Genomic DNA, 12793 nt, shown 5'->3' with positions numbered 1-12793 from the left:
CGGAAATAAAAGAGCGCATGATCATCATGCGCTCTTTTTGCTAACTGCTCCTGCTCAAAGTCCAAGAATCGCTTTAATAACCGAAGTCGTTTCTCCGCCTTTATAAAATACATACAAAAGCAAATAAACAGCGACGCCTGTTATAGCTGTAAAAAACCAAATCACGCTCGTAACCGGACCTAATTTTCTATGTCTGTCTAATTTATTTTTCAATCCTGAAATGATGGTGATAATCCCCATTACTGCTCCAGTCGTAGCGAGCGTAATATGAAAAATTAAAAAGATTGTGTAGTAAATTTTTATATCATCAGGCCCGCCGAAAGCCGTGTTGCCGATGAAGATAGTCCGGCTCGCATAAATAATAAAAAAGATAATCGCAAAAACGGCTGCAGTCAGCATCGTTTTTTTATGTTTTTCAATTTTTCTCTGTTTTATTTGTGCCCAGCCGATGGCCACAGTAATCGCACTCAGTACGATAAATGTCGTGCTGATCGTGGGTAAAATAGGTAATGACATCTTTATTCCTCTCTCCCGTTGTTGTTCAATTTCTCGCAAATGTATGAAGAGGAAATGAAATTATATCCATTCCCTCATTCAACTTTATTTAATCAGATTCGATTCGTGCTGTGTAAGTGACGCAGCAGGCGGATCATCTTTTCTTGCCTGCTCTTTACGCGCCCAGTCAAAGAACACGAGAGCCAGCATCGTAATATAAACGACTTCCTGGATGATTTTCATAATGACGCCCCCAAGCTGCTGATCTTCTATAAGCGGCATGTTGGAAAAAAGTTCAGGACCACTTAAATTCAGCCCTTGCAGCGTGTTGGATGGTACACAAAGTTCCATCGCCTGAAGCCAAGCGCCTGAATCACTGTATGTCGCATATACAGGTGTGGATGCAAAGATAATCAAAGCACAAGCAGGAGTTAATAATGCACCGTCAGCAAATATATAAGCTATTTTTTTCAGTCCGCTTAATTTCTTCCCTTCTGGCATTTCGTTAAAGATTGGCCACCACATACAAAGAGCAAAGAGAAATAACACGAACGTATAAAGGCTGTGCAGGAAGATACTTAATTTAATATAATCGAAAACAATAGGCAAATGGTAAATAGAAAACATTCCATTAAACAAAATTAATGCAATGAGCGGCCTTGTAAAAAAGTTGAATACCGGTTTAACAGCCGGGTGATCAATAACTTTTTTCCACACCCACCAAGGAATACCTTTTAAAAATAGCGGTGCCACAACTAAGTATAGGATTGCCATTTGAACCATATGATACGTGAACATGATATGGCCGAGCAAGTCTATTGGCGAACCTTTGACTGCATACAATATAACCATAGAAGAAACAAACAAAGCGGCCTGACGCTTCGTTAATGATTCCTCACCTTCAAACTTTCTTCTCCACTTGATGGTAACCTGAAAATATAAAATCGTTACTAAAACGAGCAGCAGTAGAAAGTAAGGACTCCATAATGCTTGAAACCCAAAAATTCCGATTGGCATTATTTTTCACCTCAATATTATTTAAAATGCCCTACTATTTATTATACCTTCCCCTTTTTGCGCTATCAATGTTATCAATTGACAAGTTGATGACATTGCATTCCCATCCATTTGTTAATAAAAAAGAAAAAACCAATTCTCAAAAAGAATTGGTTTTTTCTAATTTTTACAGCTCATCACACTAGCTGCGCCGGTGTAAATATTACCACCAGATAATTGTCATAAAAGCTAACACAGTTACGAAAGCGACGGTAATTGCCGACCAGAAAAACATGGAAGGCGCTTCATGTCCTTTTTCACTCATATGCATGAAATAGTACAATTGAAAACCTACTTGCACAACTGCCAGCAGCAAAATGAAAGGAATTACAAACCATTTAGAAAAGTTTGCTCCTACCGCCACGAATGATACGACAGTAAAGAAAATCATTAAAGTAAACGTAGCTACTTGAATTCTCATTCCTTCTGCGTTTTTCTTGCGGCGGTATTCATAATCGAGTCTTGGGTTGCTTGAATTAGATTGATTATTCACCATCAATTATCCCACCATTCCCATTAAGTATACTACCGTAAAGATAAACACCCATACAACGTCAATGAAGTGCCAGTAAAGACTGGCTAAATAAAACTTTGGAGCAGTGTAAAGGTTTAATCCACGCTTAGCATTACGAACCATCACAAGAACGAGCCAGCTTAAACCAAAAATGACGTGGGCGCCATGGAAGCCGACTAATGTATAGAAGGCTGAACTAAACGCACTGCTTGTAAACGTATGATTGTATTCATGGTAGTAATGATTGAACTCATAAATTTCACAGCCTAAAAATCCAAGACCAAGAATAACTGTGATCAATAACCAAAGCTGCATTTTCTTAAAGTTAAAGTTTTTCATATGATACATCGCATATACGCTTGTCAACGAGCTCGTTAATAAGAGCATTGTCATAACAAACACTAACGGAAGTTCATATAAATCTTTAGCCAGAGCATGTTCCGGGCTCGGCACTTTATCTTTAAGTGCAATATAAGTAGCGAAGAGAGAAGCAAACAGAACCGTCTCTCCGCCAAGGAATAACCAAAAACCTAAAAACTTGTTTTTACCTTCCAATGTTGCTCTTTCAGGTGATTCAGGCCATGTTTGGGGTGTGTATTTTTCTTCAGCTTCCATTATGCCTTAACCCCCTTGTCATCATTCTCGTCAATTAAATCTTCTTTATGAATATGGAATCCATGATCGTCTTTGATTGAACGGTATGCCATAGCACCGAATGTAATAACCAATCCGCCGATTAAAACTGGTATCGCCCATGCTTTATCGTCTATTTGATACATTGCACCAAAAGCAGCGATGAAAAGGCCGAGGGAAATAACAAACGGAACAAATGATCCATTCGGCATATGAATGTCACCAATCGGCTCAGCCGGTGTTAGCGTTTGTTTTCCTTCCATTTTTTCTAACCAGTATGGATCAAGTCCGCGAACAAGCGGCAATTGTTTAAAGTTGTAAAATGGAGGCGGTGAAGCGATCGCCCACTCAAGTGTACGGCCGTCTCCCCAAGGATCGTTGCCCACTTTTTCATTTTTAACAGAAGTGATGACAATATTCACTAATAGTGAAACGATACCTACGAACATGAACGCCGCTCCTATAGAACTGACAAGGTTTCCTGTATCGAGTCCTTGACCAGGAAGGAACGTCCATACACGGCGCGGCATTCCCATTAAACCAAGGAAATGCTGGATAAAGAACGTTAAATGGAATCCAACGAAGAAGAAGAAAAAAGTAAACTTTCCGATCTTTTCGCTTAACATTGTTCCAAACATTTTTGGCCAGTAGAAGTGTGTACCTGCCAATAAAGCTAATACTACCCCACCAACGATAACGTAGTGGAAGTGAGCGACGATAAAGTAAGTATCATGGTACTGATAATCTGCAGGAGCTGCCCCTTGCATGATTCCCGTTACCCCGCCGGCAACGAACGATGGAATAAAGGCAACCGCATAAATCATCGGCACGGTGAACTGAATGCTGCCACCCCACATAGTGAGAAGCCAGTTAAAGATTTTAATACCCGTCGGTACAGCAATCGCCATTGTTGCCACCGCAAAGATCGCGTTCGCAACCGGACCTAAACCAACAGTAAACATGTGGTGAGCCCATACCATGAAACCAAGGAAGCCGATTAATACTGTTGCGAATACCATCGATGAATATCCGAACAGACGCTTTCTTGAGAATGTAGAGAAAATTTCCGAGAAAATACCGAAAGCCGGTAAAATTAAAATGTAAACTTCCGGGTGTCCGAAGATCCAGAAGAAGTGTTCCCAAATAATTGTGTTACCACCTGCAGCCACATTAAAGAAGTTAGCACCGAACAAACGGTCAAACATCAACATAAAGATGGATACAGTGAGCGGCGGGAATGCGAACAAAATAAGTGCAGATGCAACAAATGTTGTCCACGTAAACAGTGGCATTCTCATATACGTCATACCAGGAGCACGCATATTAATAATCGTGACGAGGAAGTTGATTCCTCCCATGAGCGTACCAAAACCTGATATTTGTAGTCCTAACGCATAAAAATCAATTCCATGGCCTTCTGAAGCAAGGGATAATGAGGCGTAGGAAGTCCAGCCTGCATCCGGTGCTCCACCAAGGAACCATGATAAGTTTAAGAATAATCCTCCAAAGAAAAACAACCAGAAACCAAGTGCGTTAATGAATGGGAAAGCAACATCACGCGCACCAATTTGAAGCGGCATAATTGCATTCATAAACCCTAGCAATAAAGGCATTGCCGCCAGGAAGATCATTGTCGTACCGTGCATAGTAAGCAATTCGTTAAAAAAGCCGGCACTAACAAAATCATTGTTCGGTACAGCCAGCTGAATACGGATCAGCATCGCTTCTATACCGCCTAACAGGAAGAAAAATCCACCCGCGATTAGATAAAGAATCGCAATTTTCTTATGGTCTACTGTTGTCAAATAGTCCCAAACTGTACTTGCGAAACCCCGTTTTTGTGCAATGGTACTCAACGGTTTTACCTCCTTCTCTTACTATCTTTTATTTGTCTTCTACTTTCAAGCTCATTAAGTATGCTGCTAATTGATCAAGTTCTTGCTCATTCAATTGCTTATAAGTATTAGTCATTTTATTGCCTGGCTTATATTTCTCAGGATCACGAATCCAGTTTTTCAACTCTTCTTCGTTATGCTCCAACACACCGGCAATGCGGGCACGTTCTCCGAATGTAGCCAAGTTCGGTGCAAGCCTTGCCTGCTCCGGACGAGCATCCTGAGGACTGACAGCGTGACAGCTTAAGCAGCTTTGTTCAAAGATTTTTTGGCCTTCAGCCGCTGCTGTGTCAGTCGGTGTGACTTCTTTAGCTGTTTGCATAGCATTCAACCATTGCTTGAAGTCATCTTGTGATTTTGTTTCTACTTTAAAGTCCATCAGAGCATGTGACGGTCCACATAGTTCCGCACATTTCCCGTAAAACAGATTGCCAGCTTCCTCCGACTTTTGGCTGTCGAATGTCAGCCAGAACTTATTGACGTTGTCTGTATTCGTGTCCAGCTTTCCGCCCGCCGCAGGAATCCAGAATGAATGTTTTACGTCAGACGCGATCAAATTAAAGTACACTTTTTGGTCTGTCGGAACAACTAAATCCTGTGAAGTAATGACTTTATAGTCAGGGTATTCAAACTCCCACCAGTAAAGGCTGGCACGTACATTAACGACTAGTGCATCACGCACACCGTCTTTGTTCGGCTTCTTATCCATTTCTTTTACATCCGCTAAGTGGAATGTTGCTGTGACAGTTGGTACAGCAAGGATCAGCAAAAGGATAATCGGAATAACTGTCCAAATGATTTCGAGCAAATGACTTCCTTCCACTTGTTTAGGAATCTTGTTTTCCTCGCCTTTTTTACGACGGAAGCGGGTAATGGCAATAACGAAGATGACAGTAACTGCTATAATAACCGCTATCATGATAACCGTACTTAAAATCATCAAGTCATATTGAATTTGGGCCACTTCCCCGGCAGGTGTCAGCGCGGAAAGGAATGGTTCACCACAGCCGGAAAGCACCAATGTCAATACGGCAAAGACTGATAAAAGACGCCATTTAGTTAGCCTATCTTTCATAGCTTAATTAAACCCCTCTTTCTTATGAATTTCTGCTGCAAATTGAGCGTATATGTGGATTTCTTTAACAAGAAAGAATTCCTGTGAATTAAATTACAGTAAAAATAACCATCGCTACAAACAGGACAGTTAAGTACTGCAGTGAATAAATAAACATCAGCTTTGCCCACTTGAGATCATCCTTCATTTTATATCCAGATAATCCCAGAACGAGCCACCCTATATTTAAAACTGTTGCTAAAATAACGAAGGCTGTGCCAAGTGATGTCATAAAAAACGGAAGCGGCAAAAGAGCGAGCACCCAAATAACCATATGACGCTTCGTAACTGCAAACCCTTTCACTACCGGAAGCATAGGAATCTCGGCGGCTCTGTATTCTTCACAACGTCTCATTGCCAGCGCATAAAAATGCGGCGGCTGCCAGATGAACATGATTAAAAACAACATCCAGGCGATAATGTCCAGGTTGGGATCAATCGCTGCCCAGCCAATTAACGGCGGCACAGCACCGGAAATGCTCCCAACTACTGTATTGCTGACATGTCGGCGCTTAGACCACATGGAATAAAGCACGACATAACTGAATACTCCAATCAAGCCAATGATGCCGGCTGTAAATGTTGTGAAAAATAAAAAGGCTGTTCCGATACCTATGAATGCTAGGCTGATCGCCATTACTTTCGGGTAACTTATTTTCCCTGTAACTGTTGGGCGCCCTTTCGTTCTCTCCATTAGCGGGTCAATATCCCGGTCGATGAAGTTATTTAAACTGGCAGACCCCGCAATAATTAGAGATGATCCGAGCAGTGTAAAGAAAATCGTATCCAGCTGAGATAGAAAGTGCAGGCCGTTAAAAACAATAGCCAGCCACAGTCCCGTGAAAATGGTAATCAAGTTGGAATTAACAATCCCTATTTTGATTAAAGCAAGGAAATCTTTCATAGCTGTCGTTTCTGGAAGATTGTTTTTTTCCATTGTAGTTGCGGCACGTGACACCTTTTTCCCCCCCTCTCATTAAAAAACAAACGGTCTGTTTTTTAAGTTAAATGATAAAGCTTTGTTCTCCTGTACCAAACCGCTCATCACACTCTGAAAACGGCTGTTCATTCCATATTAAATCATATCAGCCTGTTTTTTTGTGAACACATAATGAACTAATTATGTCGAATTTGTGACCGCTGAGCAGGTGCTATTCCTATCGATTTGGTTTTATAGGATAATAAAAGCAAGGCTGCTAAAAGCTTGTCCAGCAAGGCCTGTGAAGAAACAAACACGTGGGTGGCTTCTACATATTAGCATAACATTTCCACATAATTTTACAAGTTGTCTTTTACTCTCATCTTCTGTATTATCGAGGAGGTGAATTCTTTTACGGTCAACTCTTTGCAATATATATAAGTAGGTGAAAAACATGCAACGCTCTTTAAAATGGCTGGCGGTTTTGACAACATTCGGCATGCTTCTCGTTCTGCTGGGCGGTGCCTTAGTGACAAAAACCGACTCCGGTCTCGGGTGCGGGAATGATTGGCCGCTTTGCCACGGACAGTTAATTCCAGATAATATTACAGTTGAAACAATTATTGAACTATCCCACCGTGTTGTCTCCGGCGGTGTCGGCTTGCTTTTGCTGGCTTTATCCATTCTAGCCTGGCGGACGATCGGCCATAAGCGGGAAACGAAATTTTTAGCAATATTATCCGTTTTCTTTTTAGTGGCCCAGGCTTTGATCGGGGCAGCGGCTGTTGTCTGGGGCCAAAACGATTTTGTGCTCGCTTTGCACTTCGGCATCTCGCTTATCTCGTTTGCAGCTGTGCTGCTGTTGACGCTTTTGATCTTTGAAGTGGATCAAAAATTTGATGCATCTTCGCTAGTTATAGACAAACGGATGAAATGGCATACAATAGGCGTGACACTTTATAGTTATGTAGTCGTTTATACAGGTGCTCTTGTACGGCATACGAATGCCAGTTTAACTTGCCCGGATTGGCCGTTTTGTGTGAACAGCAATCCCGGCCTTTCGCTGAATACGTATCAATGGATTCAAATGGGCCACCGCCTCGCAGCTGGATTAATCTTTATCTGGATCTTATATATCACGGTTCTTGCGATAAAAAACTATAAACATCAACGAGTTATTTTCTGGGGATGGATCGTTGCGCTCACACTCGTTTCCCTGCAGGTGACTTCGGGTGCCATTGTTATTTTCACAAAACTCAACCTTTACGTAGCGCTGGCACATGCATTATTTATTTCTTGCTTGTTCGGCTTACTATGTTATTTCATTCTCCTTATTTCCAGAAGCAAAATGAACGAGAAAAACATTTCGAAAGTTTCATAAAGCAGATAAAAAGAAGCAGGCACATGCCTGCTTCTTTTTATCTTTCCAATTCTATCAGCAAGTCACCTGTTGAGATGGCCTCGCCGTTTTGAACGTGAATATTTTTGATTGTGCCGGAAAATGGTGCTTGTACAGTCGTTTCCATTTTCATCGCTTCTGTGATCATTAAATGATCGCCTTGCACGACTTTTTCCCCTTTTTCGGCCAATACTTTAATGACCGTACCAGGCATCGTAGCGGCTAGATGACTTTCATTTTTTGGATCTGCTTTGATTTTCGACACAACGGATGATTGAATGCTTTCATCTTTAATGACGACTTCACGCGGCTGTCCGTTTAATTCGAAGTAAACAACGCGTGTGCCGTCTGCCTGTGGCTGTCCAATTGAAACGAGCTTAACAATCAATGTTTTCCCTGTTTCAATTTCAATTTCTGTTTCTTCACCGAGTCTCATTCCGTATAAGAAAGTCGGCGTGTCGAGAACAGATACATCGCCAAATTGGTCGATCGTCTTTGTATAATCCATGAAAACTTTCGGGTATAACGCATAAGCAATGACATCATGGCTCGTTACTTGACGCCCTAATTCTTTAAACAGCTCATCACGCAGCGCTTCGAAATCGACATCCTTCAGCAATTCGCCTGGACGGACGGTAAGCGGCTCTTTACCTTTTAAGATCACTTTTTGCAGCTGTTTCGGGAATCCGCCGTATGGCTGTCCTAAGTAGCCTTCAAATAATTCAATGACCGAATCAGGAAAATCAATTTTATCGCCTTTCGCCAGCACATCTTCTTCTGTTAAATCATTTTGAACCATGAACAGTGCCATGTCACCGACTACTTTAGAGGAAGGTGTCACCTTTACGATGTCGCCAAACATCAAGTTCACGCGGCTGTACATATCTTTTACTTCTTCCCATCGTTCGCCGAGTCCTACCGCTTTTGCCTGCTGCTGCAAGTTGCTGTATTGCCCGCCCGGCATTTCATGCTTGTAAATTTCCGTATGCGGAGCGATCATACCGCTTTCAAAGTCTTGATAATATTTGCGGACACCTTCCCAGTATTGTGAAAGCTGCTCAAGCGAGTCAATATTGACAGATGGTTCGCGTTCTGTTCCTTTTAAAGCGTAATAAAGCGTGTTGGCACTTGGCTGTGAAGTTAACCCGGCCATTGTGCTTAGGGCTGTATCTACAATGTCTACGCCCGCTTCAATGGCTTTCGCATACATGTAAATGCCATTGCCGCTCGTATCATGCGTATGAAGGTGAATCGGAATATCTATTGTCGCTTTTAGCTCGGAAATTAACCGGTAAGCAGCTTGAGGCTTTAATAAACCGGCCATATCTTTAATGCCGAGAATGTGCGCACCTTGATTTTCCAGTTCTTTCGCCATTTCTTTATAGTACTGAATGTCATACTTCGTCCGTGACGGGTCTTCGATATCTCCTGTGTAGCAAATAGACGCTTCAGCAACCTTTCCAGTCTGGCGGACGGCATCAATTGCCGTTTCCATGCCTTTAATCCAGTTCAAACTGTCGAAAATACGGAACACATCGATTCCGGCATCAGCTGACTTTTCAACGAATTCACGGATGACATTATCCGGATAATTCGTATAGCCAACCGCATTCGACGCACGGAGAAGCATTTGGAACAACACATTCGGCACTTGTTCCCTTAGTTTAATGAGACGCTTCCACGGATCTTCTTTCAAAAAGCGGTAAGATACATCAAATGTGGCACCGCCCCACATTTCTAGTGAAAACAAGTCAGGCAGCAGTTTTGAAGTCGGCTCTGCAATACGAGCTAAATCATTTGTCCGCACGCGGGTTGCAAGCAATGATTGATGAGCATCGCGGAATGTTGTATCCGTGAGCAGCACTTCAGGACGTGATTTTACCCAGTCGACAAGCCCAGCCGCTCCTTTTTCGTCAAGAATTTGCTTCGTCCCTGATGGTGCCGGCTGTAATGAATTGACTTTTGGCACGAAAGCTTTATCAAATATCGGCTTTTTCTTTTTCTCGATGCCGGGAAAGCCGTTAATCGTTACATTGCCAATATAGTTAAGCATTTTTGTCCCGCGGTCTTTTCTTCTTGAAAAAATAAACAACTCCGGTGTTGTATCGATAAAGGAAGTATCGTAATTTCCGGTAATAAAGTTTTCATGACGCATGACATTTTCCAGGAAAGGAATATTTGTCTTAATGCCGCGAATACGGAATTCCTGCAAGTTCCGCACCATTTTCGATGCCGCTTGTTCAAACGTCATCGCCTGCGTGGACACTTTTACAAGCAGCGAGTCATAATAAGGAGTAATAACTGCTCCCTGGAACCCGTTGCCTGCATCTAACCGAACTCCGAACCCGCCGCCAGAGCGGTAAGCCATAATTTTTCCTGTGTCAGGCATAAAGTCGCTTAATGGATCTTCTGTTGTCACACGTGATTGAATCGCATATCCGTGGACGGTGATATCCTCTTGTTTCGGAATGCCCACCTTATCACTATGTAAAGAGTGGCCTTCAGCAATTAAAATTTGTGACTGAACAATATCAATTCCGGTCACCATTTCTGTAATGGTATGCTCTACTTGAACACGCGGGTTTACTTCGATAAAGTAAAATTCATTGTCTGCTACTAGGAATTCCACCGTACCCGCATTTAAATAATCTACATTCTTCATCAACTTAACGGCCGCATCACAAATGTCATTGCGCAAATCTTCAGGTAATGATACACATGGAGCAACCTCTACCACTTTTTGATGGCGGCGCTGTACTGAACAATCCCGCTCAAACAAATGGACAATGTTGCCTTCGTGGTCACCGAGAATTTGTACTTCGATATGTTTTGGATTTTGTACAAACTTTTCCACATATACTTCGCTGTTTCCAAAAGCGGCTTTTGCTTCTGATTTAGCCCGATCGTACGCTTCTCTCACTTCTTCTATACTGTTCACAATCCGCATCCCGCGGCCGCCGCCGCCAAGTGCAGCTTTAATCATTAATGGAAATCCATGCTGTCTGCCGAATGTGACGACTTCTTCAAGGTTAGACACCGGTCCATCTGTTCCTGGAATAACCGGGATATTTGCATTTTGAGCTTGAATTCTCGCCTTCACCTTATCACCAAACATGTCTAAATGCTTGGATTTAGGCCCGATGAAAATAATGCCTTCTTCTTCACAACGTTTCGCAAATTCAATGTTTTCTGATAAAAATCCATATCCTGGATGAATAGCATCTACTTCCGCCTGTTTAGCAATCTCAATAATATTTTCAATATCAAGATAAGCATCAATTGGCTTTTTCCCTTCGCCAACAAGGTAAGCTTCATCCGCTTTATAGCGATGATAAGAGCCTGAATCTTCTTTCGAGTATACGGCTACCGTGCGGATATGCAGCTCTGTGCAGGCACGAAACACACGGATGGCAATTTCGCCCCTGTTCGCAACCAGCACTTTATTAATTTTTCTCATGTTCATCTCTCCCCTATTGTGCTAGTAAATATATATAAAAAGGTTCATTTGAATGAACCTTCTTATTACTAATTGAGTTGGCTGCTACTTTTTATACAATTTTTCATACTTGACAAACATCGAAATGTTCACAAGAATGCCAAGTGAAATAGCCAATAAAATGAGTGAAGTTCCCCCATAGCTGATAAACGGGAGGGTAACGCCAGTAATCGGAAGCAAACCGACCACTCCGCCAAGGTTTATGCTTGACTGAATGGCAATCATACTTGAAATGCCGACCGAAAGCATCGCTCCGAACGGATCGCTGCATTTAATTGAAGTATAAACTCCTTTTAAGACGATAAAGCTTAATCCTCCAATGACAATGACTACTCCTAATACGCCCAGTTCTTCCGCAATGACAGCCATAATGAAATCTGTATGGGGCTCAGGTAAATACCCTAGCTTTTGAACGCTTTGACCGAGCCCCGTTCCTGTTACTCCCCCTGAACCAATGGCCAGATAAGAATTGACTAAATGATAGCCGTCCCCTTTTTCATGTTCAAAAGGGTCGAGGTATCCAGTAATACGGCTGAGCTTTTCTTCTGTGAAAATCTGATCTTTCTTGAAAAGAATAAGCGGTGATAGAATCAATGCGATCATCATGCCAAGCACGACAAGCTTCCACATGCTTTTAAATTTCATGCCGGAAGAAACAATAATCGTGCACCCTATTAGAAAGATAATAAACGCTGTACCGAAATCCGGCTCAGCAGCAATTAACATGCATAATAGAACTAATAAAATAACCGGCGGGGTAACCCCTTTGTTAAACGAATTAATATATTTTTGCTTTTTTGCGTAAATAGCTGACATGTAGATGATAATGACGAGCTTGGCGAATTCCGATGGCTGTAAAGAAGCTCCCCCGAGACGGATCCAGCTTCTTGCATTGTTCGAAATTGTGCCGAAAAACATCAGCATACCAAGCAATCCGGCAATCCCTGCAACAATAATCAACAGAAACTTGCTGTTCTTATAAGCTTTATAAGGAAAGATTGCTGCCCCTATAAAAAACAGCGATGCAATGATTACATGGATTTTTTGCTTATTATAAAAATAATCACTTGCCACTTCATAGCGCTGTACTGCCGTCACAGAGCTGGCACTGTAAATCATCATCAGCCCAAACAGGCAGAGAAGAAAAAAGGCTGCTATGAGTGAATAATCGTAAGACTTTATCACTTTTTTCCACATAATAATCTTCCTATCTCTCACTTCTTATTGCATGTTTGGCTTTTTAAAGGTAGCCCTTTTATGTAAAAAAAACTC

General features: G+C 41.9%; 10 protein-coding genes. 1 reads left to right on the top strand and 9 read right to left on the bottom strand.

The window, feature by feature from the left end; all coding sequences use genetic code 11:
* Positions 1-54: 54 nt before the first annotated feature.
* The 7 genes from F9802_RS04290 to cyoE all read right to left on the bottom strand — a co-directional run bounded on the left by F9802_RS04290 (position 55) and on the right by cyoE (position 6644).
* Positions 55-516, bottom strand: a complete 462-nt coding sequence (locus tag F9802_RS04290) for a DUF420 domain-containing protein (RefSeq protein ID WP_191991760.1) — start codon at positions 514-516, stop codon at positions 55-57.
* A gap of 84 nt (positions 517-600) precedes the next feature.
* Positions 601-1512, bottom strand: coding sequence for a cytochrome c oxidase assembly factor CtaG (ctaG, locus tag F9802_RS04285; RefSeq protein ID WP_152149927.1), 912 nt, complete (start codon positions 1510-1512; stop codon positions 601-603).
* Between the two features lie 202 nt (positions 1513-1714).
* Positions 1715-2047, bottom strand: a complete 333-nt coding sequence (gene ctaF / locus F9802_RS04280; protein WP_152149926.1) for a cytochrome c oxidase subunit IVB — start codon at positions 2045-2047, stop codon at positions 1715-1717.
* A gap of 3 nt (positions 2048-2050) precedes the next feature.
* On the bottom strand, positions 2051-2680 hold the full coding sequence (locus tag F9802_RS04275) for a cytochrome (ubi)quinol oxidase subunit III (RefSeq protein ID WP_152149925.1): 630 nt from the start codon (positions 2678-2680) through the stop codon (positions 2051-2053).
* On the bottom strand, positions 2680-4554 hold the full coding sequence (locus tag F9802_RS04270; protein ID WP_152149924.1) for a cbb3-type cytochrome c oxidase subunit I: 1875 nt from the start codon (positions 4552-4554) through the stop codon (positions 2680-2682). Before F9802_RS04270 ends, F9802_RS04275 begins: the two co-directional genes overlap by 1 nt.
* Positions 4555-4582: 28 nt before the next feature.
* Positions 4583-5668, bottom strand: a complete 1086-nt coding sequence (coxB, locus tag F9802_RS04265) for a cytochrome c oxidase subunit II (RefSeq protein WP_152149923.1) — start codon at positions 5666-5668, stop codon at positions 4583-4585.
* Between the two features lie 88 nt (positions 5669-5756).
* Complete coding sequence (gene cyoE, locus F9802_RS04260; protein ID WP_152150274.1) at positions 5757-6644, bottom strand: heme o synthase; 888 nt, start codon at positions 6642-6644, stop codon at positions 5757-5759.
* A 436-nt stretch (positions 6645-7080) separates the two neighbouring features.
* Here cyoE and F9802_RS04255 point away from each other — a divergent pair, with 436 nt between their 5' ends.
* Positions 7081-8007, top strand: coding sequence for a COX15/CtaA family protein (locus tag F9802_RS04255; protein WP_152149922.1), 927 nt, complete (start codon positions 7081-7083; stop codon positions 8005-8007).
* 37 nt (positions 8008-8044) lie between these two features.
* Here the strand turns inward: F9802_RS04255 and pyc are convergent, their stop codons facing one another.
* Together pyc and F9802_RS04245 are read right to left on the bottom strand one after the other, a co-directional pair.
* A complete protein-coding gene (gene pyc / locus F9802_RS04250; RefSeq protein ID WP_404799139.1) occupies positions 8045-11482 on the bottom strand; it encodes a pyruvate carboxylase in 3438 nt (1145 codons plus the stop codon).
* Between the two features lie 84 nt (positions 11483-11566).
* Positions 11567-12718: an FtsW/RodA/SpoVE family cell cycle protein gene (locus F9802_RS04245; protein WP_152149920.1), complete on the bottom strand. Its 1152-nt coding sequence runs from the start codon at positions 12716-12718 to the stop codon at positions 11567-11569.
* Between the last annotated feature and the right edge of the window lie 75 nt (positions 12719-12793).

Source organism: Bacillus aerolatus (assembly GCF_009183655.1).
Taxonomy (GTDB): domain Bacteria; phylum Bacillota; class Bacilli; order Bacillales; family Domibacillaceae; genus Pseudobacillus; species Pseudobacillus aerolatus.
Note: the sequence above shows the minus strand (reverse complement) of the source record. Positions and strands in the feature narration are given on the sequence as shown.

Bases quoted from the DNA above. Each gene is read 5' to 3' on its own strand.
- F9802_RS04290 (WP_191991760.1), bottom strand. From the start codon at position 516: ATGTCATTACCTATTTTACCCACGATCAGCACGACATTTATCGTACTG.
- ctaF (WP_152149926.1), bottom strand. From the start codon at position 2,047: ATGGTGAATAATCAATCTAATTCAAGCAACCCAAGACTCGATTATGAA.
- ctaG (WP_152149927.1), bottom strand. From the start codon at position 1,512: ATGCCAATCGGAATTTTTGGGTTTCAAGCATTATGGAGTCCTTACTTT.
- F9802_RS04255 (WP_152149922.1), top strand. From the start codon at position 7,081: ATGCAACGCTCTTTAAAATGGCTGGCGGTTTTGACAACATTCGGCATG.
- cyoE (WP_152150274.1), bottom strand. From the start codon at position 6,644: ATGGAAAAAAACAATCTTCCAGAAACGACAGCTATGAAAGATTTCCTT.
- coxB (WP_152149923.1), bottom strand. From the start codon at position 5,668: ATGAAAGATAGGCTAACTAAATGGCGTCTTTTATCAGTCTTTGCCGTA.
- F9802_RS04275 (WP_152149925.1), bottom strand. From the start codon at position 2,680: ATGGAAGCTGAAGAAAAATACACACCCCAAACATGGCCTGAATCACCT.
- F9802_RS04245 (WP_152149920.1), bottom strand. From the start codon at position 12,718: ATGTGGAAAAAAGTGATAAAGTCTTACGATTATTCACTCATAGCAGCC.
- pyc (WP_404799139.1), bottom strand. From the start codon at position 11,482: ATGAGAAAAATTAATAAAGTGCTGGTTGCGAACAGGGGCGAAATTGCC.